Consider the following 25452-nt stretch of genomic DNA (forward strand, 5'->3'; position numbering starts at 1 on the left):
CGCCGGGATGCGCCTGGACAAGCGGGACGAGGGGCTGGCCGACGCCCTGGTGGCGGGCGGACTCGAACACCGCCGGGCCGCCACGGAACTGCGGCACGACCTGGCCGAACTGCCGGCGCCGCCGGTACTGCCCGCCGGCTGGACGCTGGCCGCACCGGGCTGGGACGACGACCTCGCGCGGGCGTGCGACGCGGCGTATGGTCCGGACCATCCGGACGGGCGGTGGCAGTCCGGCCACACCTGGCAGATCCGGGCGATGTTCGACGCCGACGATCCGGTCCCGCCCCTGCGGTCCGCCTCGGCCCGGGTGGTGGGCCCGGACCGGCGCAGCGCCGGACATGTGCTGTGCGCCGGCCCGGTGCCGTGGACCGACGACGTCTGCGGCTGGATCCTGAACATCGCGGTGGCGCCGCACGCCCAGGGGATCGGACTCGGCCGAGCCCTGCTGACGCACGCCCTGCGCGGCACCCGCGAGGCCGGGCTACCGACCCTCGGACTGTCGGTGGTGGACGGCAACCCGGCCCGCCGGATGTACGACAACGCCGGTTTCCGGACGCACACCCGGGTGCTCTCGGTGCTGCTACCCGCCGACCCCGTAGCGGTCACGGCCGGCGAGTAGGGCCTCGCAGACCTCGTGGATCGCCGGTGCGGCACCGTCCGGAGGACGGGATACCACGGTGGTCAGCCGCCGCTCGGGGAACCACGTGCCGAAGAACGGCCCGACACCCGGAGACGACATCGGGACGCCCGCCAGCAGAGCACGGCCAGCATCGAGCAGCGTGGCGAACCCCGGCCGCCAACACTCCGTCCTCCGCCGTGGACTCCGCTGTCGGACGGACGGGCCGGCGGCCGTCGTGAGCCTCGGCATCGCCAGCTTGCGCCGACCCGTCCCGTCCGACCACGCCGTCAGGGAGCGTCAGTTGTACATGTACAAGTAGTAGTAGCCCTGCGGCTCACCGGTCCGCCACTCGTAGTGGCAGCTGTAGTAGCGCCACGCTCCACCGGCGACGAGGCTGTCGCCGAAGTAGCGGCACGCCTCCAAGGTGTAGTAGGTCCCGAAGTGGTAGTTATCGGGACCGGCGACCGCCGCCGGGCGGGCGGCCGGCGCCGCAGCCTGCGCCGGGGCACCGAGGCCGACCAGCAGTGCACCGCTGGCGCTGGCGAGCGCCACAATCGTCCGGACTCTACGCATGGGACCTCCACAGAGTGAGCGCGCTTTGACTGCACCCGAAGATAGTCAATTTTCGATCTATAGTCCGTGACGCACCGAAGCTTGCCGCCATCCGCGCAAGCCCGCCAATCCGTCGATGGTGATCTATGTCCGCCTTCATCGAAACGAAGGCGGCTCAGGCGTCGTAGTCGACTACGACGGTTTCGGTGATCGGGGCTGGACTGGCAGCGTGCGGCGAGCGATGACCCGGTCGAGCACCGCTCCGGCCTCACCCGGACCGATCATCTCGACACGCTTCGAGTCAATCACCCAGAACTCTCCTGGCCCGCTGTACACGCCGCGAATCATGCTCTCTCGACCGGGCTGCCGATCCTCACTCCGGACGCCACGCGTTACACCGGTGTACCGGTCAATGTGCTGTCCCTGTAGGAAGCCGCCCCATTCTGTGGATTGCACCTCGGCCACCAGCAACCGGCTGACGGATGGCGAGCGCACAGCGGGGCAACTCGACGTGTGTCGGGCCCCGATGACACCGCAGCGCCCACTCAACCGTCGTAGTCGACCACCACGGTGTCGGTAATCGGGCTGGACTGGCAGGTCAGCACGTATCCGGCGGCCACCTCGTCGGGCTCCAGGGCGTAGTTGCGGGCCATCGTCACCTCGCCGGAGACGACCCGCGCCCGACAGGTCGAGCAGACCCCGCCCTTGCAGGCGTACGGCAGCTCGCCGCGCACCTTCAGTGCGGCGTCCAGCACCCGTTCGTCGCGGCCCATCCGGAAACTCGACGCACGGCCGTCGAGCAGGATGGTCACCTCGCTGCCGGTCGCCGTCGCGCTGGGCCGGACCGGCGGCGCGGGCGGGGCGTCCACATGGAACAGTTCGGCGTGTACGGCCTCCGTCGGCACGCCCCGGGCGGCCAGCGCCGCCCGCGCGTCGAGCACCAGGCCGTACGGGCCGCAGAGGAACCACTCGTCGACCTGCTCGGCCGGCACGATGGTGTCGAACAGCCGGCCGAGCCGCTCGGCGTCGATCCGGCCGGAGAGCAGCGGCGACTCGCCCGGCTCCCGGGACAGCACGTGCACCAGGTGCAGCCGCTCCCGGTACCGGTCCTTCAGGTCGGCCAACTCCTCCACGAACATCACCGTCCGGGCGTACCGGTTGCCGTACACCAGGGTCACGGTGCTGGCCGGCTCGACGGCGAGCGCGGTCGCGACCAGCGACAGCACCGGGGTGATGCCCGACCCCGCGACGACGGCGGTGTAGTGCCGGACCCGGTCCGGCGCGAACGCCGTGCTGAACTGTCCCAGCGGCGGCAGTACGTCCACCGTGTCCCCGGCCCGCAGCGCGCCGACCGCGAAGCTGGAGAACGCGCCCCCGGGCACCTCCCGCACCCCGATCCGCAGCCGCCCGGTCCCGGCCAGCTCGGCCGGGGTCGAGCAGATCGAGTACGACCGCCGCACCTCGGTCGGTCCGGTCTCCGGTACGCCGCTGTCGGTGAACCGGCGCACGGTGAGATGCTGCCCGGCCCGGAACGCGAAGGCGGCCCGCAGCTCGGCCGGCACCTCGAAGGTGACCGCGACCGCGTCGTCGGTCAGCCGGTCGACCGCCCGGACCGACAACGGATGGAAGACCGGGCGGCGACGGACCGGCCGGTTGATCGTTACGCTCAAAACGCCCTCAGGTGATCGAAGGGTTCACGGCAGGCCCGGCACCGCCACAGCGACTTGCAGGCGGTCGAGCCGAACCGGCTGACCTGTTCGGTGTCGGCGGCGCCGCAGAGTGGGCAGCGGACGCTCAGGGTCAGCGGCACCGGCCCGGCGGTCCCGGCGGGACCCGGCGGGGCGATGCCGGCGGCGGCCAGTTTGGCCCGACCGGTTCCGGAGATCCAGTCGGTGCTCCAGGCCGGGGCGTACACGGTGACGACCTCGGCCTCGGGATGTCCGGCGGCGGCCAGCGCGGCCCGGATGTCGGCCCGGATCACGTCCATCGCCGGGCAGCCGGTGTAGGTCGGGGTGATGGTGACGGTGACCCGACCACTGTCCGGCTCCGTCACCACCTCCCGCAGCACGCCGAGTTCCTCGATCGTCAGCACCCGCAGCTCGGGGTCGACCACCGACGCGGCGGCCCGCCAGGTCGGATCGCTGGACGCGTTCACCAACGGGCTCCGGGATGGGCCCGGTGCAGCACCTGCATCTCGGCGAGCAGGTAGGACAGGTGCTCGGTGTGCACACCGGTCCGACCGCCGGCCGGGGCCCAGCCGTCGGCCGGGCGGTCCAGCGTCGCCGTCGCCAACACCGGCTCCACACTGGCCAGGAAGGCATCGCGCAGCCCGGCCGGGTCGACCGGCGCGGACGGGTCGGGGGTGAACAGCTCGTGGGTGTACGGCCAGATCTCGTCCACGGCCGCCTGCATCCGCCGGTGCGACTCCTCGGTGCCGTCGCCGAGGCGTACCGTCCAGAGGCTGGCGTGGTCGAGGTGGTACGCGACCTCCTTGCGGGTCTTGCCGGCGATCGCGGCGAGCCGCGCGTCGGCGCATCCGCTCAGCGCGGTGTAGAGCGGGAGCTGGTACGCCGACAGGAAGAGCAGTTTGGCCATGGTGACCGCGAAGTCGCCGTTCGGCAGCTCGACCAGCAGGGCGTTGCGGAACTCCCGGTCGTCGCGCAGGTACGCCAGCGCGTCCTCGTCCCGGCCCGCCCCCTCCAGTTCCCCGGCGTACGTCAGCAGCAGTCGGGCGGCGCCGAGCTGGTCCAGGGCGATGTTGGCCAGCGCGACGTCCTCCTCCAGTTCCGGCGCGGCGGCCACCCACTCGCCGAGGCGCTGCGCGGCGACCAGTGCGTCGTCGGCGAGCCCGAGCAGGTGGTCCAGCCGCGTCTGGGTGGGTACGTCGGTGGGGCTCACAGGTGCGCCGCCCCCTCCGGTACCTCGTAGAACGTCGGATGCCGGTAGACCTTGTCCGCGGCCGGCTCGAAGAAGGCGTCCTTCTCGTCCGGGCTGGACGCGGTGATCGTCTGTGCCGGGACGACCCAGATCGACACGCCCTCCTGCCGGCGGGTGTAGACGTCCCGGGCGTTGCGGAGCGCCAACTCGGCGTCGGGCGCGTGCAGGCTGCCGACGTGGTTGTGCGACAACCCGCGCCTCGGCCGGACGAAGACCTCCCAGAGCGGCCAGCCGTTCCGTTCCACCGCGCTCATGCCGCCCCCTCGTTGTGCTGCTCGCTCATGCCGCCACCGCCGTCCGCCCGGCCTGCTCCCGCTTGGCCGTGTACGCGGCGGCGGCCTCCCGGACCCAGCTCCCGTCGGCGTGTGCCCGGCGGCGATGGTCGATCCGCTGCCGGTTGCACGGCCCGTCGCCGGAGATCACCCGCATCAGCTCGGCGTAGTCCGGCTGGGTGTAGTCGTACGCCTGCCGCTGCTCGTCCCAGCGCAGGGCGGGGTCGGGCAGTCGGAGACCGAGTACGCCGGCCTGCTGGACGCACATGTCGACGAACCGCTGTCGCAGGTCGTCGTTGGAGAACCGCTTGATCTTCCAGGCCATGGACTGCTGGGAGTGCGTGGAGTCGGTGTCCGGTGGGCCGAACATCGCCAGCGACGGGTACCACCAGCGGTCCACCGCGTCCTGGGCCATCGCCCGCTGGGCGGGGGTGCCGGAGGCGAGCGTGTGCAGGATCTCGTAGCCCTGCCGCTGGTGGAAGGACTCCTCCTTGCAGACCCGGATCATCGCGCGGGCGTACGGCCCGTACGAGCAACGGCACAGTGGCACCTGGTTGACGATCGCCGCGCCGTCCACCAGCCATCCGATGGCGCCGACGTCGGCCCAGCCGAGGGTCGGGTAGTTGAAGATCGAGCTGTACTTCTGCCGACCGGTCAGCAGCAGCTCGACCAGTTCGTCCCGGGTCACCCCGAGGGTCTCCGCGGCGGCGTACAGGTAGAGCCCGTGGCCGGCCTCGTCCTGCACCTTGGCGAGCAGGATCGCCTTGCGCTTCAGCGAAGGGGCCCGACTGATCCAGTTCCCTTCCGGCTGCATCCCGATGATCTCGGAGTGGGCGTGCTGGGCGATCTGCCGGATCAGGGTCTTCCGGTAGGCGTCCGGCATCCAGTCCCGTGGCTCGATCTTCTGGTCGGCCTCGATGAGGGCGGTGAAGTAGTGCTGCGGGTCGGTGTCGACGGCCGGGCCGTCCGCGACGCCGGGACGACCACGATCGGCGGCGGCCCGCAGCGCCGCCTCCGCCGCCTCGACCTGATCGAGCAGGCCGTCGGCGGGTCCGTCATCCGGGCCGGGAAAGTCATGTCCGTACACGGACCAAGTGTTACAGCCCAACTAGCCGGTAACCAAGATGTGTAATAGAAATGCGGCCCAGAGCCGACACCCGACTGCTCAGTGCGGGTGGACCAAATGTCCGTACTGGTGGGTGAATGACCCTGGTCACACCGACCCCAATATTCGGGATCTACCACCACTTATCAGCATATTTCTGGTCGCCGATCTCGAACGCCACGGCTGCACCATCTGGCGGATCGGGCTCAGGCACGTAAACTTTCCCCGTTCCGTCCTGCCGCCTCCCCCGGCAGTTCGGTCGCGGACACGCCGCCGGTGTGGGGCTGGCGGGGACCGCGCTGACGACGACCCACAGCAAGACGCACAGTGCCCTGTACCCACAGCGGCCTCCCGGCCCTCACTCTTGGAGCCCCGTCTTCATGCGTTCCCGCGTGACTCTGGTGCTCGCCATCACGGCAGTCGTGCTTGGCGGCGTCCTGCTCGTGCCCGCCGCGTACGCCCGGCTGAACGGGTCCGCCGGTGGCGACTCACCCTCGGCCACTCCGACGCCGGCCGGGATCGAACCCTCCGCACCACCCCCGCCGACCCTGGCCCCCGCCCCGGTGAAGATCAGCGGCGTCGACGGCTTCTTCTCCTGGGCGCTGCTGGACCGGGAGAGCGGAAAGATCTCGGGCGCACAGAACATGACCTCGACCAACTCGACCGAGTCGATGATCAAGGTCTGGATCGTCTCCGACTACCTGCGCCAGCTCGGCAGCAAGAAGCCGTCGGCCAGCTACCTGAAGATGGCCAGCACGTCGATCCGGGACAGCAACGACGACTCCACGAACGCCCTCTACAAGGCGGCCGGCGGGACCAGCTCGCTCGACCGATTGATCAAGATGTGCAAGCTCACCGAGACCGCCAAGGTCATTCCGCCCGGAGAAAACTCCATCTGGTGGAGTTATACCAAAATGTCCCCTCGGGACGCGGTACGGATGGGAGAGTGCGTCAAGGACGGCACCGCAGCCGGGCCAAAGTGGACGGAATGGGTGCTCACGGAGATGTCCAAGGTGCGTGGCTCGGTCAAGGACCAGCAGCCGAGGCAGGGCGGCGGCAAGTGGGGGATCATCGACGGCCTGCCGAAGGGCGTGCTGGCGCAGGGTCCGGTCAGCATCAAGAACGGCTGGACACTGATCAACGCTGACGGGAAGTGGCACCTCAACTGCCTGGCCGTCAGCGACGACTGGGTGCTCTCCGTGATGATGCGCTACTCGGGTGGAAAGGGTCTCGGCTACGGCGCCAACGTCTGCGCGAACGTGGCCAGCCAACTCGTCGCCCCACAGCCCGGAGCCGCGCTCAAGGTTCCCAAGCCGCTCAGCACCAAGGCGGCATGATGGGCTCCGACGAACGGCGGGCGAGGGCAGCGGCCAGATCCAACCGGTCCACCGTGCTCCGGCTGACGTTCATCTCCGGCGTACTCCTGGTGCTGGTACTGGTCGGACTCCGGCTGATGCCGGGCTCGCCGTTCGCCAGCACGGCCGCCGCCAAGTGGGGCGAGTCGTCCGGTACGACGGGACCGTCCGCGACCGGTGGGCCGACGAAGAAGCCGACCCCCACTCCGACCCCGAGCCCCACCCTGCCGGCGCTGCCGGTGGCACCGGCGAACGTGAAGATCGACAAAGACGGTTGGTGGAACTGGGCGCTGATGGACACCCGGACCGGCAAGATCTCCGGCTCGGCCAACATGGACGAGACCAACCCGACCGCCTCGATGATCAAGGCGTGGATCGGAGCGGACTTCCTGCGCCGGGCGGCCGAGAAGGGTGACACCCCGAGCGACACCCGGATGAACCAGGTCTCGATCATGATCCGGGACAGCGACAACACCGCCGCACAGACCCTCTACGAGGTCAACGGCGGCACCGCCTCGATCAAGCGACTGATCAGCATCTGCGACCTGACCGACAGCAGCCCGGCCGCCGACGGCGGCTGGAGCCGTACCGCCCTCTCGGCCCGGGACACCGCCCGGATGGGTGCGTGCATCGCCGACGGTCGCGCCGCCGGCCCGAAGTGGACCAAGTACCTGCTCGGCGAGATGCGCGCGGTACGCGGCGTCGGCAACTTCGGCATCCGCAAGGCGTTCCCCGCCGCCGAGCAGAAGACCATCGCGGTCAAGAACGGCTGGGTGGACCGGACCCGGGAGCAGAAGTACACGGTCAACTGCCTGGCCATCGGCGACGGCTGGACGATGGCGGTGGAGACCCGTTACGCGATCAACCTCGGCTACACCTACGGGGCGAAGATCTGCGAGGACGTCGCCCGGCAGCTCCGTACGGACTGACCCGACCCGGTAGCCACCGGATCGGGTCGTGGGCCGGACGGCCAGCCGGCGAAGGAGGCGGGAAGCCCGAGGTCAGCCGGCGAAGAAGGCGGGGCCGTCGGCCGGCAGCGGCGGAAGGCCGTCCAGCGTGACGGCCCGGCGGGCGAACTCCCGCAGACCCGCCACCTGCCGCTCGCCGAGCGAGAAGTCGAGTGCCCGGAAGTACGACGCCAGGGTGGCGGCGTCGAACGGCTCCCAGCGGGCGGCCGCCTCGGCAGCCTCGTCGAGTTCGGCCAGGCAGAGGTCCCGGGAGCGCAGGAACGCCTCGTGCACGTCCTTGACCAGCCCCGGATGTTCGGCGGCGAAGTCCCGGCGTACCGCCCAGACGGCGAAGACCATCGGCAGGCCCGTCCACTCCCGCCACGCCTGACCGAGATCGGTGACCGACAGCCCACGGCCCGGCGCCTCGTAGAGGGCCCGGAGCGCCACGTCGCCGATCAGCACCCCGGCCTCAGCCTCCAGCAGCATCGTGGTCAGGTCGGGCGGGCAGCTGAAGTACTCGGGATCCACGCCGTACCGGTCGGCGAGCAGCATCCGGGCGAGCAGCACGCCGGTCCGGGAGGTGGAGCCGAGGGCGACCTTGGCGCCGTCCAGTTCGGCCAGCGGCCGGGTGGAGACCACGTTGACCGACAGCACCGGCCCGTCGCTGCCGACCGCGAGGTCGGAGAGGAGCAGCAGCTCGTCGGCGTGCTTGAGGTACTCCACCAGTGAGATCGGCCCGATGTCGAGATCGCCGCCGACCAGGGCCGCGCTCAGCCGTTCGGGCGAGTCCTTGTGCAGGTCGACGTCGATGAGCGCACCGGAGCGCATCAGGCCCCAGTAGATCGGCAGGCAGTTCAGGAACTGGATATGGCCTACTCGGGGTCGCCGTAGCTCGGTCATGTCGTCTCCTCGCTGGCGCTCGTCCTCGCCATGACTTACCCGACTGAGCTGACTGATGCCCTCGCTCCGCTCGGTCATGATCCGACGGTAACCGTCGGCTCGGTCGGCCGCTGCGCTGCCCCGTCGGGAAGTGGCCAATCCCGCATCGTCCGGCCTCGCTCGGACCGCGCGGCCCGCAACACGACCGGGGTCACCGCCGCGACCACGGCCAGCCCCGCCAGGCCGGCGGCGGCGACCAGCGGGCGGGGCGCGAACCCCGCCAGCAGTACGCCACCGATCAGGTAGCCGAACATCCCGGCGCCCTGGATCGCGGCGCCCTGGGCGGCGAAGGCCCGACCCCGCTGCTCCGGCGGCACCCGGCCCGCCATCACCAGGTTGCTGAAGACGTTCAGTCCGCCGTTGGCGAGGCCCCCGACCAGCCAGAGCAGGACCAGCCAGCCGGCGTCCGGCACGGTCGCGCCGAGCCCGACGAGCAGGCAGGCCAGGCCGAGCATGGCCAGCACCCAGAGCACCAGGGCGCCGTCGTCGCGGGCCCGCCGCGCCGTGGGGGCCAGCAGCCAGGCGCCGAGCAGCATGCCGGCCGTCCAGGCGCCGCTGACCAGGCCGAAGACGGTCGTCGAGGCGTGCAGGGTCTCGCGGATGTAGAACACCTCGATCACGTTCACCGCACCGACCCCGGCCACCGTCGCGGCGATCGCGAGGACCATCGTCCAGAGCAGCGGATCACGCCGTAACCGCCAGGTCCCGACCGACGGGCCGAGGCCACCGACGACCGCGGGAGACGCCGGACCGGCCGGATCGCGGCCACCGACCACCGCCGACGTGTCGCCGACGACCGACGTCGCGGTGCCGGGCGCGCGGCGTCGACCACCCCGCCGGGTACGCAGCAGCAGTCCCGCCGCGACCAACGCGAGGTAGCTGACCGCGTCGAGCAGCAGCGGGAGCCGGGTGCCGAAGTTGCCGACCAGCAGCCCGGCGAGTGCCGGCGCGACCAGCATGCCGACCGAGCCGGCGGTCTGGTTGATCGCGCTTGCCCTGGGCAGGTCGACCCGGCGCACCATCTCGGGCAGCAGTGCGGCAAGGGTCGGCTGGGTCACCGCCAGGCCGCAGGAGAGCAGCGCGACGAGCGCCATGATCACTTCGGCCCGCTCGGCGTAGGCCAGCGCGACGCAGACCGCCGCCTGTCCCACGCCGGCCGCGACGAGCAGCCTCCGGCTGTCCACCCGGTCGGCCAACCGTCCGGTCAACGGTGCGAGGAGCACCAGCGGGACGGCGGCGGCCAGCATCACTCCGGAGACCGCGAGGCCGCCTGCCCCGGCGGACTGGAGGGCGAGCGCCAGCGCGGTCGCGGCGAGGAAGTCCCCGCAACTCGATGCGGCGCGGGCGCCCGCGGCCAGGTAGACGTCCCGCCATCGGGAGGCCGGCAGCTCTCCGGCGACGGACGCAGCCCGGCCGGAAGATGTGAAGGACATACTTCGAAAGTAATCCTTCACATCTTCCGGCACAACCCCGGCCCGTCACTCCAATGGCAGCGCCGCGTAATGGATCATCACCGGCCGAGCCCCCTCCGGCGGATCGACACGGTCACGCCGCCGGTACGGCTTCGTCAGCTCCCGCACCGCCTCGTTCAACGCGGTCAGTTCCTCCGCTGTCAGCATCAGCACCGGCCCGCTGATCGTGGCGGCGTCGTACCACTCCTTCGGCTCGTCCCGGGACCGCCGAACCCAGTCCCGGACCCGTTGGAGATCGCGGGCGGCGTACACCTCGATCAGCGTCGCCTCGGCGTCCCGTGCCTCCGGCGACGCGTCCTGCCCGGCCTCGACCCCCCAGGAACCCACGGAGGTGCGCCACAGCCGCTCGCGGGCGTCCCCTCGGCTCGGCGCCTGCTCGACCAGACCGAACTTCGCCAACTCCCGCAGGTGGTAGCTGACGGCACTGGGCGACAATCCGACGATCTCGGCGCACTCCGTGGCGGTCACCGCCGCCCCGGTGGAGGTCAGATGCTCCATGATCCCCAGCCGGGCCGGATGCGCCAGCGCCCGCATCACCTGCGGATCGCTGATCATCATCGGACGCTGCTCGACCGGCTGCTCGGTCACGTCGCCTCCTCGCTGCTCGGCCATGTCGTCTCCTCGCTGCGCTCGTCGGCGCCATGACTTGGCAGACTGGGCCAGACGATGGCCTCGCTGCGCTCGGTCATGCGCCCATGATTGCGTCCCCGACCTCGGCCGCGTCAAATGCCTCGCCGCGCGAGCCTGCCAGGCGTACGATCGAACGCTCGCGTGCCAACCGCACGCCCTTCCACCACCGGGCACTGCCGGTACCGCGCTGACGGAGCGCCGGGCGGCCCAGGTCAACCGAGCCGATAATCGCGCACCGAGAGGTCCGTCGGATGACCCTGCCTGCCTTCGACTCACCCATCGAACACCCCGCCGCCGCACACGCCCCCGACGACCTCGACAAGGAACTCGCCGCCGAGCGGGCCCACCTGGACGCCTCCCGGACCGCCCTACGACGGATGCGGGAGCACGCCGAGGCACTCTTTCGCACCGGCCAGGACGTCGCCGGGGACGCCTACGCCGCCGAGACCCTCGGCCGTACGCTGTCCCGCCGGGTCGCCGAGCTGGCCGACGACCCGAACACCCCACTCTTCTTCGGCCGGCTCGACTTCGCCGACGCCAGTCACCACATCGGGCGGCGCCACGTCACCGACTCGGTCGGCGAGCCGATGGTGCTGGACTGGCGGGCGCCGCTCTCCCGCTCCTTCTACCGGGCCAGCGTCCGCGACCCCCAGGGGGTGAGCACCCGACGGCGGTTCGGCTTCGGCGCCGGCCAGCTCACCAGCTTCGAGGACGAACACCTCGACCGGGGCGAGGAGTACGGCACCAGGAGCCGGATCCTCACCGCCGAGATCGAACGGCCCCGGGTCGGGCCGATGCGGGACATCGTCGCCACCATCCAGCCGGAGCAGGACGAACTCGTCCGTGCCGACCTGGCGGACTCGATCTGCGTGCAGGGCGCTCCGGGTACCGGTAAGACGGCGGTCGGGCTGCACCGGGCCGCCTACCTTCTCTACCTGCACCGGGAACGGCTGCGCCGGTCCGGGGTACTGGTCGTCGGACCGAACCGGGCGTTCCTGTCGTACATCTCGGCGGTGCTCCCGGCGCTGGGCGAGGTCGAGGTGACCCAGGCGACCGTGGAGGACCTGGTGACCTCGCCGTACCGGTCGGACGGCACCACCCGGTCCGGCGCCCTGCCGATCCGGGGCACCGATCAGCCGGCTGCCGCCGTCGTCAAGCACGACGCGCGGATGGCCGAGGTGCTGCGCCGCGCCCTGGCCGGCCTGATCCACGACCCGGAGGAGCCGATCACGGTCTCCGACGGTTCGTTCCGGTGGCGGGTGAGTACGGAGGCACTGCGCCGGGTGGTCGAGGAGGCCCGCCGGGAAGGGCTGCCGTACGGCACCGGTCGGGAGCGGGTCCGGGCCCGGGTGGTCAGCCTGCTGCAACGGCAGGCCGAGGCACGCCGGGCCGAGTCACCCGGCGAGGTGTGGCTGCGCCGGATGGGCCGGTCGAAGCCGGTCACCGAGTTCCTCGACCGGTGCTGGCCGGCGGTCACCCCGGACGGGCTGGTGCATCGGCTGCTCGCCGATCCGGACGCGCTGGCGGGCGCCGCCGCCGATCTGCTCACCGAGGCAGAGCAGGCGCTGCTGACCTGGCCGAAACCGCCCCGTACGGCAAAGGCGGCGAAGTGGAGCGCCGCCGATGCCGTACTGGTCGACGAGGCGGCCGGGTTGATCGAGCGGCTGCCCAGCTTCGGGCACGTGGTGGTGGACGAGGCACAGGACCTCTCCGCGATGCAGTGCCGGGCCATCGCCCGCCGCAGCGAGCACGGCTCGATCACCCTGCTCGGCGACCTGGCCCAGGGCACCGCACCGTGGGCCGCCACCAACTGGCGGGAGTCCCTGCGGCACCTCGGCAAGCCGGACGCCTCGGTGGTGCCGCTGACCATCGGTTTCCGGGTACCGGCCGCAGTGGTCGCGTTCGCGAACCGGCTGCTGCCGGCGCTCGCCGTGGACGTACCGCCGGCCGAGTCGCTGCGCCGCGACGGCGCGCTCGACATCCGCACCGTGACCGACCTGTCGGACGCGACGGTGACCGAGGTACGGGCGGCGCTCGACCACGACGGCTCGATCGCGGTGATCGCTGCCGACGCCGGGGTCGACGGGCTGCGCGCGGCGCTGGCCGGCGCTGGGATCAGGGCCGCGACCGCCGACGAGGTCGAGACCGCCGCGCGGGTCACGGTCGTCCCGGCCAGCCTGGTCAAGGGCCTGGAGTACGACCACGTGATCGTGGTGGAACCGGCCCGGATCGTGGCGGCCGAACCGCGCGGCCTGCACCGGCTCTACGTGGTGCTCACCCGGGCCGTCTCCCGGCTCGCCGTGCTGCACACCGAGCCGTTGCCCGCACCACTGTAAGAAGCCCGCACCACTGTAAGAGGTCAGTGCCGCCAGGGCTGGCTGGCGGCGAAACGGGATCCGTCAAACTACTTGATGCAGTCGTGGAGTTTGTGTTGTAAAGTCATTTACGTGACCAGGAGCTTTGACAATGAATCTGTCCACGACCACGACGAGTTGCCGCCGGCCGATCCGGCCGCCGCGCTCCGGCTGATCGCGGAGCAGCAGGCCGAGGCGGCCCGCAAGCTCAGTCCCAACCTGCTCTGGTACTACTGGCCCTGGGGCCTGGCCTGGCTGATCGGCTTCGGCCTGCTCTTCCTGTTCTCGGGGCCGAACGGCCGGATGTTCGTCGAAATGCCCCTCTGGCTGCCGCTGGCCACGCTCTTCACCCTGCTGATCGCTGCGGGCATCATCTCCGGCGTCACGGGCGCCCGGACGTACGGGCAGGTGGCGGGCGACTCCAGACGGCGCGGCCAGTGGTACGGCCTGGCCTGGGGCCTGGGCTTCGCCGGCGTCATGACGGTCCTCGGCCCGGTCTCCGACCACCTGCCGGAAGACCTCGCCGGACTGCTCTGGGCCGGCGTCTCGGTGGGGCTCACCGGCGCCCTGCACATGGCCGGTGGCGCGATCTGGCTCGACCGCAACCTGTTCCGGCTGGGCGTCTGGATCAGCGTGATCAACATCGTCGGGGTGATCGCCGGGCCGGGCTGGCACGCACTGGTGATCTCGGTCGCCGGCGGCGGCGGGATGCTGGTGGCCGGCGTCGTGTTCCTGCTCCGCGACCGCACCCGGGGCGTCAAGCTCACCCAGACTTCCCGGAGCAACCGGTGAGCACGCCCCGCGAACTGGACCCGGTGATCCACGCCCAGGCCCGGCTGCGGGTGATGGCCACTCTCGCCACGCTCCGGGACGGCGACCAGATCACCTTCCCCCGGCTCCAGGACGTCCTCCAGATGACCGCCGGCAATCTCTCGGTGCACCTTCGCAAGCTCGAAGAGGCCGGATACGTCGAGATCATCAAGACCCACCAGGGCCGTACCCCGACCACTCTGGTCGCACTCACCCGGCGCGGCCGGTTCGCCTTCGAGGAATACACCCTGGCGGTCCGCGCCCTGCTCGATACGCCCCAGACGCTCGATCCCGCGCAACCGGAGGAGACCCCATGATCCTCGCCCGAGCCGTCCAGGCCACCCGCCGGTACGGCGACGTCACCGCCCTCGACCGGGTCGACCTCGACCTGTACGCCGGTGAACTCGTCGGCCTGCTCGGCCCCAACGGAGCCGGCAAGAGCACCCTGTTGAGCCTGCTGGTGGGGCTGCGCCGGACCAGCTCCGGCCGGGTCGAACTGCTGGGCGGCGACCCCCGCGACCCGGCGTCCCGGCGGCAGATCGGGATGACGCCGCAGGAGACCGGCCTGCCGCCCACGCTCCGGGTCGGTGAGGTGGTCGACTACGTGTCCGCGCACTACTCCGATCCGGTGCCCCGGGCGGAGCTGCTCGGCCGGTTCGGCATCGACGACCTCGCCCGGCGGCAGACCGGCGGGCTGTCCGGCGGGCAGAAGCGCCGGCTGGCCGTCGCGCTGGCGTTCGTCGGCCGCCCCCGCCTCGTCTTCCTCGACGAGCCGACCACCGGGCTGGACGTGACCGCCCGCCGCGAGTTGTGGGACGGCATCCGCCAGTTCCACGCCGACGGCGGCACCGTGCTGCTCAGCAGCCACTACCTGGAGGAGATCGAGGCGCTCGCCCATCGGGTGGTGGTTCTCGGTCGGGGCCGGGTGCTGGCCGACGACAGCGTCACCGCGATCCGGGACCTGGTCGGCGTACGCCGGGTCAGCCTGGTGGCCCCGGAACTGCCGCCACTGCCCGGCGTACGCGGCGTCGAGCAGATCGACGGCGTCACCCACCTGTTGACCACCGACGCGGACCAACTCGTCCGTGACCTGGTGGGCAGAGGGGTCGCGTTCTCCGGGCTGGAGATCAGGCCCACCTCCCTGGAGGACGCCTTCCTGGCCATCACCGACGACGCCGGCCCCGAGGCCGTGGAGACGCCCATCGCCGTGGGCTCCGACGCGCGGTCCGACGCCGTGGAGACCGACGCCGTGGAGACCGACGCCCGCCCCGCCCAACCCGCAGACGTCTGAAGGAGAATCCGGTCGTGCGACTGTCCCTCGTACATGCCAGATACCAGTTGCTGGAAACGTTCCGGATCCCGATCGCGCTGGTCGGCAGCGCCTTCTTCCCGGCCGCGTCGATGCTGTTCTTCGTCGTACCGTTCAGCGGGAACGACCGGATCGTGGCCACCTACGCCACCGCCTCGATGGTCACCTTCGCGGTGATGAGCACCAACATCTTCCAGTACGGGATCGGGGTGGCCGAGGATCGGGCCCAACCCTGGGATCCGTACCTGCGGACGCTGCCCGCCGGAGCCGCTCCCCGGTTCGCCGGCCGGATCCTCGCCGGCCTGGCGCTGACCATGTTGTCGCTGATCCCGGTGGTGGTCATCGCCGCGGTGGCGACCGAGGCCCGGATCAGTGGTCCGGCGGCCCTGGCCGCGCTCGGCACGATCATCATCGTCGCCGTGCCGTTCACCCTGATGGGGCTCGCCATCGGGTACTCCCTGCCGAGCAAGGCCGCGATCGTGGTCGCCCAGATTGTCTTCTTCCCGCTGGCCTTCGGTGGCGGCCTGCTCTTTCCGCCCGACCAGTCGCCCGGGTTCATCGAGAACATCGCCCCCTACCTGCCGACCCGGGGCGCGGCGGAACTGATGTGGGCGGCGGTCGGCGACTTCCCGGTCAACCCGCTCTCGCTGATCATGCTCGGCGTCTGGACCGTGGTGCTGGCCGCGATCGCCGGATGGGCGTACCGGCGCGACGAGGGCCGGCGCTTCAGCTGACGGTGCCGACAGTCCGAAAGGGACGGCGATAGTTCGTCCGAAAGGGACGAATCCCCGTGCTGGGCCCCCGCGACATCGAGTCGCGGCGCCCAGCACGCATTCCGGGACCCCCGGAACGGCCCCTACCTCGCCCTACTTCGACGGCGGTCCGGATGGCGAGCCGGACCGGGGCGGTGCCACCGAGGCGGACAACCTGGCCTCACAGGTCGGCCGGAGCGACGCTTGCTGGTCGACGATCGCGCCGTCGACCCAGAGGATGCACTGCACCCTCGGCAGTTGACTGCCGAGGGGAGGCTGCGCGGCGGCGTCCGGAACGGCGTTGCCGGCAATCGCCACGATCGGGACCTCCGGGTACTGGACCGTGATTTCCTGCGACCAGATCCCGGAGATGGACTCGGCCGGCACATCCTGGCCGGTCGAGTCGGTGTAGGTGATCTGCACCTTGAACCCCGCACCCCCGGAGTGGGACATCTGGTAGAGGATGGTGTGGGAGACCTCCTGGTCGGTCTCGTCGCCGCCCCCACCGCCGACCGTGCCGACCTCCCCGGATCCTGGCACCCTCGCCACCCCCTCACGGCACCCGACCCGGTCCTCGCCGTCAATCGCAGCCGACAGCTTTTCTTGTCTTGACAGGTCTAGTTTTCGGTGACAGGCTTCCTGGCATGTCCGAGATCGCGCCGATCGAGGCAAGCTGACTGGAAGGACAAGAACGATGAGGAAGCTGATCGTGACCGCTTTCGTGACCCTCGACGGCGTCATGCAGGGCCCGGGCGGGCCCGGCGAGGACGACGACAACGGCTTCGCACACGGCGGCTGGATGGTGAACTACTGGGACGAGCAGGTGTCCCAGGCCATGGAGCAGACCATCGGCAAACCGTTCGATCTCGTTCTCGGCCGCAGGACGTACGACATCTTCGCCTCGTACTGGCCGCACGCCTCGGAGGAGGAGGGCGCCAAGCCGCTCAACGACGCCACCAAGTACGTCGCGTCGCGTGGTCGTCCCACCCTGAACTGGAGCAGGTCGGTCCTGATCGAGGGAGACGTGGCCGACGGCATCGCCGCCCTCAAGCAGGAGGACGGGCCGGAGTTGCAGGTGCACGGCAGCGCGAACCTGATCCAGACGCTGCTACGACACAACCTCGTCGACCAGTTCCGCCTGCTGGTCTTCCCCGTCGTCCTCGGATCGGGCAAGCGCCTGTTCTCGGAGGGCACCGTCCCCGCCGGGCTGAAGCTCGTCGACAGCAAAGTCTCCACCAATGGAGCCGTGATCTGCACGTACGAGCCGGCCGGCGGAATCGCCTTCGGAACGTTCGGGCAAGACTGACCGGGATCCGGCAGACCGCTAGCCGCTACGGCGGGCCCGGACCGGGACGACGAGTGGGCCGTGTTCACCGTCGATCACCCGGACCCGGGCCCGGTAGTGCACGGCGAGCAGTTCGTCGGTCAGTACCGCGCGGGGCGGCCCGTCGGCGACCACCTCGCCGGCGGCCATCAGCACCATCCGGTCGGCGTACTCCCCGGCGACCGAGAGGTCGTGCATGGTGGCCAGCACCGTCAGCCCGTGGTCGGCGCGCAACTGGTCGACGAGTTCCAGCACCTCCTGCTGGTGCCCGATGTCCAGCGCGCTCGTCGGCTCGTCGAGCAGCAGCAGCGAGGCGCCCTGGGCGAGCGCCCGGGCCAGGAAGACCCGCTGCCGCTCGCCGCCGGAGAGCGTCGACAGGGCCCGCGCGGCGAAGCCGGTCAGGTCCAGCCGGTCGAGTACGTCATACGCGACCGCCAGGTCGGCCGCCGACTCCCGGCCCAGCGGCGGAATGTACGGGGTCCGGCCGAGCAGTACGTAGTCGAGCACCGCCATTCCGGCCGGTACGACCGGGGACTGGGCCACCGTCGCCACGACCCGGGCCCGGTCCCGGCGCCGGAGCCGGGTGATCGGCGTACCGAAGAGGGAGATCGTCCCGGTGCTGGCCGGCAGCAGTCCACCGACCGCGCGGAGCAGGGTCGACTTACCGGCACCGTTGGGTCCGATCACCGTCACCCACTCGCCGGCGGCGACCGAGACGTCGACACCGCTCAGGATGCGCGCCCCGCCGAGGGTGACACCGAGCCCGGTCACCTCGACCGCGACGTCGGTCCGGCCGGTCACCTCGGCGGCTGCGTCGGCCCGCCCGGTCACCGCGACACCCGCCCGGTCACTCCGACACCCGCTTCGTGGTCCGCAGCACCAGCGCGAAGAACGGCCCGCCGAGCAGCGCGGTGACCACGCCGATCGGAATCTCGGACGGCGCCGCCGCCGTACGGGCGGCCAGGTCGGTCAGGGTCAGGAAGGCGCCGCCGAACAGCACCGAGAGCGGCAGCACGGCCCGGTAACTGGACCCGGCCAGCATCCGTACGGTGTGCGGGACGATGATCCCGACGAAGCCGATCAGCCCGGATACCGACACCGCGGCGGCGGTGCCGAGCGAGGCGGCGGCGAGCAGAAGCAACCGGGAGCGCTGCGGATGCAGGCCGAGGCTGCTGGCCTCGTCGTCGCCGAGCGCGAGCACGTCGAGTTCGCGGCGGTGCATCAGCACCACGACGGCGGTGACCACCGTGTACGGCAGCATCAGCAGCACATCGTGCCAGCCGGCGGTGGCCAGCCGGCCGAGCATCCACGAGTAGACCTCCTGGATGCTCTCCGCGTCGCGTTGCAGCAGGTAGGTCTGCCCGGCGGCGAGGAACGCGGAGACCGCCACCCCGGCCAGGATCAGGGTGGCCGGGGAACGGTCCCGGCCACCGGCCGCGCCGAGCAGGTACGTCAGCAGCACCGCGCCGAGCGCGCCGACGAAGGCGGCCAGTGGGACGGTGACCGGAAGTCCGACGGTGACGTCCGCGCCGCTCACTCCGCGCGCCACGATCACGGCGGTCACCGCCAGGCCGGCTCCGGCGGCCACCCCGAGCAGGTGCGGATCGGCCAACGGGTTACGGAAGACGCCCTGGTAACAGCCGCCGGCCAGGGCCAGCATCCCGCCGACGAGCAGCCCGAGCACCACCCGGGGCAGCCGCAGCTCGGTGATGATCGCCACCTCGCGCTCGTTGAGTCCGCTGTGCAGGTGCACCCCGGGTACGAGATTCAGCAGTTCGATCGCGACGCTGCCCGGCGGCAGGCTGACCGGGCCGAACGCGATCCCGGCGATCGCGCTGACCAGCACGGCGGCGAACCCGGCAACCAGCCAGCGCCGACGCAGACCGGCGGGTCGGACCGGCCGGCCGTGCGGGGTCGGCCGGCCGGACGCGGCCGGCTCCCCGGAACGTACCGGCGTGCCCGTGGCACCCGGGGTGCCCGCTGTGCTCAAGCGGGGACCTTGGCCACCGCGTCGACGATCGCCCGGAGCAGTTCGACCACCCGGGGGCCCCAGCGCGAGGCGATGTCGTCGTCGAGCGCGACGATCTGGTTGTTCTTCACCGCCGTCACCCCGGCCCAGCCCTTGCGGGCCTTTACCGTCTCGGCGGACTGCTGGCAGCACTTGGTGTCGGCCAGGAAGACCAGGTCCGGGTTGGCCTTGATCAGAGCTTCCTCGGCCAGTTGCGGGTAGCCGCCCTTCGTGCCGTCGGCGTCGGCCGGGTCGGCGATGTTCGAAAGGCCCACCATGTCGAACAGCGATCCGACGAACGTCTTGCTGGTCGCGCTGTAGTACTCCGGGCCGAGTTCGTAGAAGTAGGTCGGCTTCGTCGACCGTTGCGGCAGGTCCTTGACGAGCTTGTCGATGTCGTCCTTCATCCGCTGGACCAGGTCGGTCGCCGCGTCCGGATGGCCGGTGAGCGCGCCGAGGTCGCTGATCTGCTGGTACGTGTCGTCCAGCGTCTTCGCGGCGGGTGCCAGGTAGTGCGGGATCTTCAACTGGGTGAGCTGGTCCACGATCTTGTTCAGGTCGTTGGTCAGCACTACCAGATCGGGGTTCTTCGCGGCGATCGCCTCGGCGTTCGGGGTGAACGCGGAGAGCTCGGTCTTCGGCACGTCGGTCGGGAAGTTCGAGTTGTCGTCGACGGCGGCGACCTGGTCGCCGGCCCCGATCGCGAAGAGCATCTCGGTGGCGCTCGGCCCCAGTACGACGATCTTCTCGGGGCGCTTGTCCAGGGTGAGCGCGCCCACCGTGACCGGGAAGGTGGCGGCGGCGCCGCTGGCGTCCGTACCCGGCTCCGGGGCGGAGTCGTTGGCACAGGCACCGAGGGCGAGCGCGGCCGTGGTCAGCACCACGGTCAACAACCTGGGCGTACGTCTTCTCATCGGTCCTCCTGTCGGGGAGAGGTCTGGAGCTCCGCCGACAGGTGCTGGTGCCCCCGCCCACGGGGCGCCCTTCCTCGAAGGCGCTTTCCGCGACCGTGCCGCAGGCGACCTGGCTCATCCTCCGCCGGCTGCCCGCGCCGGAGCAGCGAGGGGTGTGGGAGGCATCACAGTTGCGGGACAGCGCCGGTCTCGCACCGGCTTCGCTGCGGGGTGGTCGGGGGAAACCGTAGCGCACCCGCGTCGTCACCCGTCAGTGGCATCGCACCATCCGCTGGACGTTCCCGCTGATCACAAGCCGGGTGACCACCGCCGCCCCCACCCGTCGAAGCGATCAAATCGCCGCCTAGGACACCGTGCTGCGCATCGTTGTCGGGATTGCCGGGTAACGGGGATCCATGCGAGCGGCACAGCCAGGCACGGACGAAGACCGGGGAACCCGAGGATGGTGGGAGAGACGCCTCGACCCTGACCGGTCGTTGGGGCTGCGGCTGACGCTGGCCTCCGCCGCCGCGTTGCTCGTCCTGGTCCCGTTCTCGGTGCTCGCCATCCTCGTCATCTCGGCCTGGTGGCCGCTGCGGAGCCTCGACCAGGGCATCGCGGAGACGCTGCACCAATATGCGGTGGCGAACCCGGGCTGGGTGTCGGCGACACAGATCTGGACCGACGCCTTCGGCCCGGGGCCGTTACGGGTGGCGGTCCTGGCGGTGGCGGCCTGGCTGTGGTGGCGGGGCGCCCGTCGGGTGGCGCTCTGGGCGGTCACCACGATGGTGGCCGGCGGAGTGCTGGGCGCCACCCTGAAACTGATCTTCGGCCGGAACCGGCCCGAGTTGCTGGATCCGGTGTCACACGCGCCGGGCTACTCCTTCCCGTCGGGCCACGCGTTGACGGCGGCGTTGGCGGCCGGCGTACTCCTGTTGGCTCTGCTGCCCTTCGCCGACTGGGCCGGCGACGCCCGGCGGCGGCGCGCGGCGCGGTGCGGGCTGTGGACGACCGCCGTGGTGCTGACCGTGCTGACCGGGTTGAGCCGGATCGCGCTCGGCGTGCACTGGTTGAGCGACGTCCTGGGCGGCTGGGTGCTCGGGGCCGCCATGGTGGCGGCCACGACGGCGGCGTTCGCCACTTGGCGCGGGCACGTGGGCCGCCGCCCGACCTCGCCGGTGACCGAGGGAATCGTTGACGAGGAGAGCATCGTCGAGGAGGAGGGCGGGTCGCGGCCCGAGCCCGCAGCCCACCCGCAGGCGTAGCCGGAGGCGGCATCGGGTAGCAAGGGGCGATGTCCGTTGCTGAGATTCCCACCGTGCTCCGGCAGGCCGTCGTCCGGCTCGTGCTGCCGACGGCCGTCCTCTACGGGGTCATGGTGGGCCTGGGACTGCTGGTCACGAAGGTGCTGAACGACGTCTGGCCGCTCACCGCCGAGGACGCGGTCAACCGGCGGTTCGAGGCGGAGCGGGACGGCACCCTGAACGCCGTCTCGCTGGTCTTCAGCACCATCGCGAGCACGTCGGCGGTCGTCGCGGTCACCGCACTGGTGGCGATCGTCCTCGCGCTCTCCGGTTGCCGGTGGCGGGAGCCGATGTTCCTCGTCGGGGCGGTGAGCGCCCAGGCCCTGGTCTTCCTGCTCACCACGATGGCGATCGACCGGACGAGGCCCGCAGTGGAGCACATGGACACCTCACCGCCGACGTCGAGCTTCCCCTCCGGCCACACCTCGGCGTCCGTCGCCCTCTACTGCGGTCTGGCCCTCGTGCTGGCGACCCGGGCCCGGCGTACCCCGGTCAAGGTGGCCTGGTGGTCGTTGCTGGTCGCGGTGCCGATCGGCGTCGCGCTGACCCGGATGTACCGCGGCATGCACCATCCCAGCGACGTCGTCGGATCGTTCGTCAACGCCGGAACCTGCCTGGTCATCATGGCGCGCGGCGTCCTGGACCGAACGGTCCGCTGGGGACGCGGGCACGTACCGGGCAAACGGGTGGTCAGCCGGCGCCAGCCCAGCACCTCCGCCGCCTGAACCCGCCCCTGGCCGTCCCGCCACCCGACCGGGCCCGGGGACAGGATTCACACCTGCGCCGAAGCCGGGAATGCGGCGCGTGGCTGCCCGCCGGCCCACCACAGCCCGATCGCGAGCGCCGCCGTCGCCTCGAGGTATGCCGCCCGCGCCAGCCCGCCGCACGGCGCCGGGGTGCAGCCGATCGAGCTGATCAACGTCTCCGTCGCCGCGGCCGCTGCCGAGTGGTCGGCGCAGTAGGGCACCGCCAGCGGTACGTTCTCGAAGGTCGACGGACGCAGGGTCCAGGTGCTGACGTGACAGAGGTTGAACGCCTTGACCACGTACGCGTCGGGCGCTGCGGCCGCCAGTTGCCGGGCCACGGACGTGGCACCACCGGTGGCGAGCATCAAACCCTCGTCGGTCGGCACGACGGCGTTGGTGCAGTCGATGACCGTACGTCCGGCGAGGTCCCCGGCGAGCGAGCCGACCAGTTGCGACGCGTCTGCCGCCGGGACCGCCAGGAGGGTGACGTCGCCGTGGCGTGCCGCAGCCGCGAGACTTCCATGCCCAGCGGCGCTGACGAGTTCGGCGGTCCGCTGCGCCCGTTCCCGACTCCGTCCGCCGATCACCACGTCATGCCCGGCCGCGGTCCATGCCCCGCCGAGCGCCGCCGCCATACCACCGGTCCCGAGAATGCCGATCTTCATCCGCGCTGCTCCGTCCCGCACACCACGGCGGCTCGGTGCCGACCGCTGTGCGGCGACGATATGCGGGTCGATGCACACCGAACGGTGCGTGATACCTCGGGCAGGATGGGCAGATGGGTGGGCAGGCTTACCAACTCGACGACTACACCTCCGACTGCCTGGCCCGGCTGGCGTTCGAGGTGCTCGCCAACCGCTGGGACAGCGTCGTGGTCTTCACGATCGCCGCGTACGGCCCGACGCGTCCGGCGGTGCTCCTCACCCGGATCGGCGGGATCAGCCCCAAGGTGCTCAACGACGCGCTGCGCCGTCTGGAGTACAACGGCCTGGTGGACCGCCGGCCGTACCAGGAAGCCCCACCCCGCGTGGACTACTCCCTGACCGAGGCGGGCAACGCCCTGCTGGAGCCGATGCGGGCGATGGGTGCCTGGGCCACCAGGTACGCCGACGCGGTGCTCGACGCTCAGGAGCGGTTCGAGGCGCGCGAGACGTCCACCCGGTCCGGGTCCCGGTCCCGGTCCGCTCGGCCTCGCCGGTGAGGCCGTCGCGCGGACATGCCTGATGCCCGGTCCTTCCTGGCCCGCCAACCGGGCCGGCTCCTCGTAGAATCCCCCGGGTGACTTCTCCGACCGACCAGCGCACCGGCGACGCATTGGAGGTGCTGCGTCGGGTCTTCGGCTACGACACCTTCCGGGACAACCAGCGGGAGATCATCGACCAGGTCGTCGGTGGCGGTGACGCGCTGGTGCTCATGCCGACCGGTGGCGGCAAGTCGCTGTGCTACCAGATCCCCGCGCTCGTCCGGGACGGGGTCGGGGTCGTCATCTCGCCGCTCATCGCGCTGATGCAGGACCAGGTCGACGCCCTGACGACCCTCGGCGTACGGGCCGGGTTCCTCAACTCGACGCAGGATTTCGAGGCCCGTCGGCTGGTCGAGTCGGCCTTCGTCGCGGGCGAACTCGACCTGCTCTATCTCGCCCCGGAGGCGCTGCGGGCCGAGTCGGTGCTCAGGCTCCTCGACCGGGGCACGATCGCGCTGTTCGCGATCGACGAGGCGCACTGCGTCGCGCAGTGGGGCCACGACTTCCGGCCCGACTACCTGGCGCTGTCGATGCTGCACGAACGGTGGCCGACCGTACCCCGGATCGCGCTGACCGCCACGGCGACCCCGGCGACCCATGCCGAGATCGCCGCCCGGCTGAACCTCGGCGACGCCCGCCACTTCGTGGCCAGCTTCGACCGCCCCAACATCCAGTACCGGATCGTGCCGAAGCGGGAGCCGAAGAAGCAGCTCCTCGACCTGCTCCGGACCGAGCATCCCGGCGACGCCGGAATCGTCTACTGCCTGTCCCGGGCGTCGGTGGACAAGATCGCCGAATTCCTGGTGCAGAACGGAATTCCGGCGCTGCCGTACCACGCCGGGCTCGACTCTGTCACCCGCGCGACCAACCAGCAGCGGTTCCTGCGCGAGGACGGGCTGGTGATGGTCGCGACGATCGCCTTCGGGATGGGGATCGACAAACCCGACGTACGGTTCGTCGCCCACCTCGACCTGCCGAAGTCGATCGAGGGCTACTACCAGGAGACGGGTCGGGCCGGTCGCGACGGCCTGCCGTCCACCGCCTGGCTGGCGTACGGGCTCTCCGACGTCGTGCAGCAGCGCAAGATGATCGACAGCTCCGACGGTGACCGGGCCCGCCGCCGGGTGCTGGCCGCCCACCTCGACGCCATGCTCGCGCTCTGCGAGACGGTGCAGTGCCGGCGGGTACAACTGCTCGGGTACTTCGGCCAGCAGAGCACCGGGTGCGGCAACTGCGACACCTGCCTGACCCCGCCGGAGTCCTGGGACGGGACCGTCGCGGCGCAGAAGCTCCTCTCCACCGTGCTGCGCCTGCATCGCGAGCGCGACCAGAAGTTCGGCGCCGGCCAGTCCATCGACATCCTGCTCGGCCGCAGGACGGACAAGGTCGCCCAGTACCGGCACGACACGCTCAGCGTCTTCGGCATCGGCACCGAGCTGACCGAGTCCGAGTGGCGCGGCGTGGTCCGGCAACTGCTCGCGCAGGGGCTGCTCGCGGTCGAGGGCGACTACGGCACGCTGTCCCTGACCGAATCGAGCGGTGACGTACTCGGCAAGCGGCGTGAGGTGACGATGCGGCGGGAGGCGCCCCGGGCGGCAGCCTCCCGGACGGCCAAGTCCCGGACCGCCGGGTCCGCCGCCGCCGTCGAGCTGTCTCCGGACGCCGAGCCGGTGTTCGAGCGGCTGCGGGCCTGGCGTGCCGCCACCGCCAAGGAGCAGGGCGTTCCGGCGTACGTCATCTTCCACGACGCGACCCTGCGCCAGATCGCGGCCGAGCCTCCGGCGACGCTGACCGACCTCGCCCGGGTCAACGGTGTCGGGGAGAACAAGCTCGCCAAGTACGGCCAGCAGATCCTGGACACGCTCGCGGTGTGACTCA

At 71.1% G+C, this 25452-nt stretch carries 27 protein-coding genes and 1 riboswitch; of the genes, 13 read left to right on the forward strand and 14 right to left on the reverse strand.

The genetic code is table 11. The annotated features are described in order from the left end of the window. Window positions 1-7 precede the first annotated feature (7 nt). Complete coding sequence (locus ACFP2T_RS21135) at window positions 8-619, forward strand: GNAT family N-acetyltransferase (protein ID WP_377424347.1); 612 nt, start codon at window positions 8-10, stop codon at window positions 617-619. A gap of 297 nt (window positions 620-916) precedes the next feature. Here the strand turns inward: ACFP2T_RS21135 and ACFP2T_RS21140 are convergent, their stop codons facing one another. From ACFP2T_RS21140 to paaA, 6 genes are all read right to left on the reverse strand, one after another. Continuing rightward, window positions 917-1192: a hypothetical protein gene (locus ACFP2T_RS21140; protein WP_377424349.1), complete on the reverse strand. Its 276-nt coding sequence runs from the start codon at window positions 1190-1192 to the stop codon at window positions 917-919. 524 nt (window positions 1193-1716) lie between these two features. Further along, complete coding sequence (gene paaE, locus ACFP2T_RS21145) at window positions 1717-2841, reverse strand: 1,2-phenylacetyl-CoA epoxidase subunit PaaE (RefSeq protein WP_377424350.1); 1125 nt, start codon at window positions 2839-2841, stop codon at window positions 1717-1719. Continuing rightward, a complete protein-coding gene (gene paaD / locus ACFP2T_RS21150) occupies window positions 2838-3326 on the reverse strand; it encodes a 1,2-phenylacetyl-CoA epoxidase subunit PaaD (protein ID WP_377424351.1) in 489 nt (162 codons plus the stop codon). Before paaD ends, paaE begins: the two co-directional genes overlap by 4 nt. Continuing rightward, window positions 3323-4069 (reverse strand): 1,2-phenylacetyl-CoA epoxidase subunit PaaC, encoded by a 747-nt coding sequence (paaC, locus tag ACFP2T_RS21155; protein ID WP_377424352.1) that lies wholly within the window; start codon window positions 4067-4069, stop codon window positions 3323-3325. The genes paaD and paaC overlap by 4 nt, the downstream gene beginning before the upstream one ends. Next, window positions 4066-4362, reverse strand: coding sequence for a 1,2-phenylacetyl-CoA epoxidase subunit PaaB (gene paaB, locus ACFP2T_RS21160; RefSeq protein ID WP_377424354.1), 297 nt, complete (start codon window positions 4360-4362; stop codon window positions 4066-4068). The genes paaC and paaB overlap by 4 nt, the downstream gene beginning before the upstream one ends. A 25-nt stretch (window positions 4363-4387) precedes the next feature. Continuing rightward, window positions 4388-5467, reverse strand: coding sequence for a 1,2-phenylacetyl-CoA epoxidase subunit PaaA (gene paaA, locus ACFP2T_RS21165; protein WP_377424356.1), 1080 nt, complete (start codon window positions 5465-5467; stop codon window positions 4388-4390). Between the two features lie 398 nt (window positions 5468-5865). Between paaA and ACFP2T_RS21170 the strand changes: the two genes are divergently transcribed. Continuing rightward, the gene (locus tag ACFP2T_RS21170; RefSeq protein ID WP_377424358.1) at window positions 5866-6822 is read left to right on the forward strand and encodes a hypothetical protein; all 957 of its coding nucleotides are present in this window, start codon (window positions 5866-5868) and stop codon (window positions 6820-6822) included. Next, a complete protein-coding gene (locus tag ACFP2T_RS21175; RefSeq protein WP_377424360.1) occupies window positions 6819-7769 on the forward strand; it encodes a serine hydrolase in 951 nt (316 codons plus the stop codon). Before ACFP2T_RS21170 ends, ACFP2T_RS21175 begins: the two co-directional genes overlap by 4 nt. Before the next feature lie 72 nt (window positions 7770-7841). Here the strand turns inward: ACFP2T_RS21175 and ACFP2T_RS21180 are convergent, their stop codons facing one another. From ACFP2T_RS21180 to ACFP2T_RS21190, 3 genes are all read right to left on the reverse strand, one after another. Beyond that, window positions 7842-8690 (reverse strand): menaquinone biosynthetic enzyme MqnA/MqnD family protein, encoded by an 849-nt coding sequence (locus tag ACFP2T_RS21180; RefSeq protein WP_377424528.1) that lies wholly within the window; start codon window positions 8688-8690, stop codon window positions 7842-7844. A gap of 74 nt (window positions 8691-8764) precedes the next feature. Beyond that, the gene (locus ACFP2T_RS21185) at window positions 8765-10162 is read right to left on the reverse strand and encodes an MFS transporter (protein ID WP_377424361.1); all 1398 of its coding nucleotides are present in this window, start codon (window positions 10160-10162) and stop codon (window positions 8765-8767) included. A gap of 45 nt (window positions 10163-10207) precedes the next feature. After that, a complete protein-coding gene (locus ACFP2T_RS21190; RefSeq protein WP_377424363.1) occupies window positions 10208-10813 on the reverse strand; it encodes an ArsR/SmtB family transcription factor in 606 nt (201 codons plus the stop codon). 269 nt (window positions 10814-11082) lie between these two features. On the opposite strand from ACFP2T_RS21190, the gene ACFP2T_RS21195 reads away from it, so the two are divergent. The 5 genes from ACFP2T_RS21195 (at window position 11083) to ACFP2T_RS21215 (ending at window position 16038) form a co-directional block, all read left to right on the forward strand. After that, window positions 11083-13167: a HelD family protein gene (locus tag ACFP2T_RS21195; RefSeq protein ID WP_377424365.1), complete on the forward strand. Its 2085-nt coding sequence runs from the start codon at window positions 11083-11085 to the stop codon at window positions 13165-13167. A gap of 111 nt (window positions 13168-13278) precedes the next feature. Beyond that, complete coding sequence (locus tag ACFP2T_RS21200) at window positions 13279-13977, forward strand: transporter (protein WP_377424367.1); 699 nt, start codon at window positions 13279-13281, stop codon at window positions 13975-13977. After that, window positions 13974-14312 carry a winged helix-turn-helix domain-containing protein gene (locus tag ACFP2T_RS21205; protein ID WP_377424369.1) on the forward strand — a complete coding sequence of 113 codons (339 nt, stop codon included), beginning with the start codon at window positions 13974-13976 and terminating at the stop codon, window positions 14310-14312. Before ACFP2T_RS21200 ends, ACFP2T_RS21205 begins: the two co-directional genes overlap by 4 nt. Next, a complete protein-coding gene (locus tag ACFP2T_RS21210) occupies window positions 14309-15286 on the forward strand; it encodes an ABC transporter ATP-binding protein (RefSeq protein WP_377424371.1) in 978 nt (325 codons plus the stop codon). Before ACFP2T_RS21205 ends, ACFP2T_RS21210 begins: the two co-directional genes overlap by 4 nt. A gap of 14 nt (window positions 15287-15300) precedes the next feature. After that, entirely contained in the window at window positions 15301-16038 is a 738-nt protein-coding gene (locus ACFP2T_RS21215; protein WP_377424373.1) for an ABC transporter permease, read from the forward strand. Window positions 16039-16170: 132 nt separating this feature from the next. Here ACFP2T_RS21215 and ACFP2T_RS21220 read toward each other — a convergent pair whose 3' ends face one another. Next, window positions 16171-16596 carry a hypothetical protein gene (locus ACFP2T_RS21220; protein WP_377424375.1) on the reverse strand — a complete coding sequence of 142 codons (426 nt, stop codon included), beginning with the start codon at window positions 16594-16596 and terminating at the stop codon, window positions 16171-16173. A gap of 154 nt (window positions 16597-16750) precedes the next feature. Between ACFP2T_RS21220 and ACFP2T_RS21225 the strand changes: the two genes are divergently transcribed. Next, entirely contained in the window at window positions 16751-17362 is a 612-nt protein-coding gene (locus ACFP2T_RS21225) for a dihydrofolate reductase family protein (RefSeq protein WP_377424376.1), read from the forward strand. 18 nt (window positions 17363-17380) lie between these two features. Here ACFP2T_RS21225 and ACFP2T_RS21230 read toward each other — a convergent pair whose 3' ends face one another. The 3 genes from ACFP2T_RS21230 to ACFP2T_RS21240 form a co-directional block, all read right to left on the reverse strand. Continuing rightward, entirely contained in the window at window positions 17381-18181 is an 801-nt protein-coding gene (locus ACFP2T_RS21230) for an ABC transporter ATP-binding protein (protein WP_377424530.1), read from the reverse strand. Between the two features lie 46 nt (window positions 18182-18227). Beyond that, window positions 18228-19262 carry a FecCD family ABC transporter permease gene (locus ACFP2T_RS21235; protein ID WP_377424532.1) on the reverse strand — a complete coding sequence of 345 codons (1035 nt, stop codon included), beginning with the start codon at window positions 19260-19262 and terminating at the stop codon, window positions 18228-18230. A 104-nt stretch (window positions 19263-19366) separates the two neighbouring features. Further along, complete coding sequence (locus tag ACFP2T_RS21240) at window positions 19367-20302, reverse strand: ABC transporter substrate-binding protein (protein ID WP_377424378.1); 936 nt, start codon at window positions 20300-20302, stop codon at window positions 19367-19369. 108 nt (window positions 20303-20410) lie between these two features. Continuing rightward, window positions 20411-20501: riboswitch (cobalamin riboswitch) on the reverse strand. Between the two features lie 196 nt (window positions 20502-20697). Between ACFP2T_RS21240 and ACFP2T_RS21245 the strand changes: the two genes are divergently transcribed. Together ACFP2T_RS21245 and ACFP2T_RS21250 are read left to right on the forward strand one after the other, a co-directional pair. Further along, the gene (locus ACFP2T_RS21245) at window positions 20698-21546 is read left to right on the forward strand and encodes a phosphatase PAP2 family protein (protein ID WP_377424379.1); all 849 of its coding nucleotides are present in this window, start codon (window positions 20698-20700) and stop codon (window positions 21544-21546) included. A gap of 29 nt (window positions 21547-21575) precedes the next feature. Then, a complete protein-coding gene (locus tag ACFP2T_RS21250) occupies window positions 21576-22310 on the forward strand; it encodes a phosphatase PAP2 family protein (protein WP_377424381.1) in 735 nt (244 codons plus the stop codon). Between the two features lie 47 nt (window positions 22311-22357). On the opposite strand, the gene ACFP2T_RS21255 is transcribed toward ACFP2T_RS21250, so the two are convergent. After that, complete coding sequence (locus ACFP2T_RS21255; protein WP_377424382.1) at window positions 22358-22996, reverse strand: NADPH-dependent F420 reductase; 639 nt, start codon at window positions 22994-22996, stop codon at window positions 22358-22360. Window positions 22997-23109: 113 nt separating this feature from the next. Between ACFP2T_RS21255 and ACFP2T_RS21260 the strand changes: the two genes are divergently transcribed. Further along, window positions 23110-23532: a winged helix-turn-helix transcriptional regulator gene (locus ACFP2T_RS21260; protein ID WP_377424384.1), complete on the forward strand. Its 423-nt coding sequence runs from the start codon at window positions 23110-23112 to the stop codon at window positions 23530-23532. 77 nt (window positions 23533-23609) lie between these two features. After that, complete coding sequence (gene recQ / locus ACFP2T_RS21265) at window positions 23610-25448, forward strand: DNA helicase RecQ (protein WP_377424385.1); 1839 nt, start codon at window positions 23610-23612, stop codon at window positions 25446-25448. Window positions 25449-25452: the final 4 nt, after the last annotated feature.

Origin of the sequence: Plantactinospora solaniradicis (assembly GCF_042658085.1) — a bacterium.
GTDB lineage: Bacteria > Actinomycetota > Actinomycetes > Mycobacteriales > Micromonosporaceae > Plantactinospora > Plantactinospora solaniradicis.

Coding starts and splice junctions, on each gene's coding strand:
- ACFP2T_RS21180 (WP_377424528.1), bottom strand. CDS start 8,690: ATGACCGAGCTACGGCGACCCCGAGTAGGCCATATCCAGTTCCTGAAC.
- paaB (WP_377424354.1), bottom strand. CDS start 4,362: ATGAGCGCGGTGGAACGGAACGGCTGGCCGCTCTGGGAGGTCTTCGTC.
- ACFP2T_RS21225 (WP_377424376.1), top strand. CDS start 16,751: ATGAGGAAGCTGATCGTGACCGCTTTCGTGACCCTCGACGGCGTCATG.
- ACFP2T_RS21135 (WP_377424347.1), top strand. CDS start 8: ATGCGCCTGGACAAGCGGGACGAGGGGCTGGCCGACGCCCTGGTGGCG.
- ACFP2T_RS21245 (WP_377424379.1), top strand. CDS start 20,698: ATGCGAGCGGCACAGCCAGGCACGGACGAAGACCGGGGAACCCGAGGA.
- ACFP2T_RS21210 (WP_377424371.1), top strand. CDS start 14,309: ATGATCCTCGCCCGAGCCGTCCAGGCCACCCGCCGGTACGGCGACGTC.
- ACFP2T_RS21185 (WP_377424361.1), bottom strand. CDS start 10,162: ATGTCCTTCACATCTTCCGGCCGGGCTGCGTCCGTCGCCGGAGAGCTG.
- ACFP2T_RS21240 (WP_377424378.1), bottom strand. CDS start 20,302: ATGAGAAGACGTACGCCCAGGTTGTTGACCGTGGTGCTGACCACGGCC.
- ACFP2T_RS21255 (WP_377424382.1), bottom strand. CDS start 22,996: ATGAAGATCGGCATTCTCGGGACCGGTGGTATGGCGGCGGCGCTCGGC.
- ACFP2T_RS21195 (WP_377424365.1), top strand. CDS start 11,083: ATGACCCTGCCTGCCTTCGACTCACCCATCGAACACCCCGCCGCCGCA.
- ACFP2T_RS21190 (WP_377424363.1), bottom strand. CDS start 10,813: ATGGCCGAGCAGCGAGGAGGCGACGTGACCGAGCAGCCGGTCGAGCAG.
- ACFP2T_RS21250 (WP_377424381.1), top strand. CDS start 21,576: ATGTCCGTTGCTGAGATTCCCACCGTGCTCCGGCAGGCCGTCGTCCGG.
- ACFP2T_RS21175 (WP_377424360.1), top strand. CDS start 6,819: ATGATGGGCTCCGACGAACGGCGGGCGAGGGCAGCGGCCAGATCCAAC.
- ACFP2T_RS21140 (WP_377424349.1), bottom strand. CDS start 1,192: ATGCGTAGAGTCCGGACGATTGTGGCGCTCGCCAGCGCCAGCGGTGCA.
- ACFP2T_RS21260 (WP_377424384.1), top strand. CDS start 23,110: ATGGGTGGGCAGGCTTACCAACTCGACGACTACACCTCCGACTGCCTG.
- ACFP2T_RS21170 (WP_377424358.1), top strand. CDS start 5,866: ATGCGTTCCCGCGTGACTCTGGTGCTCGCCATCACGGCAGTCGTGCTT.